Below are 266 nucleotides of genomic sequence, written 5' to 3'. Positions count from 1 at the left end.
TCGACTTCGGTGACCAGCAGCGGGTCCGCTACCGCGGCCGCAACGTCGTCGAGCGGTGCTTCAACAAGCTCAAGCAATGGCGCGGGATCGCGATGCGCTCAGACAAGACCGCCCGCAACTACCACGCCGGCCTCTGCCTCGCCGCGACAATCCACTGGCTCACCAGCACCTTTAGCAACACGGCCTAGGTGTTCTTCCCACTGACGTTGTGGACGCGATCGATGGGTGAGAGGCCTCCGATGCCGGTGTGGGGTCGGTGATGATTG

1 pseudogene is annotated in these 266 nt (G+C 63.5%); it reads left to right on the top strand.

Annotated elements, in window-relative coordinates:
• Window positions 1-188: pseudogene (locus DWB68_RS15880) on the top strand (hypothetical protein); the annotation flags it as partial.
• Window positions 189-266 lie beyond the last annotated feature (78 nt).

The sequence above is a fragment of the Galactobacter valiniphilus genome (assembly GCF_003575975.1).
GTDB lineage: Bacteria > Actinomycetota > Actinomycetes > Actinomycetales > Micrococcaceae > Galactobacter > Galactobacter valiniphilus.
This window is presented reverse-complemented; position numbering and strand designations above follow the sequence as displayed.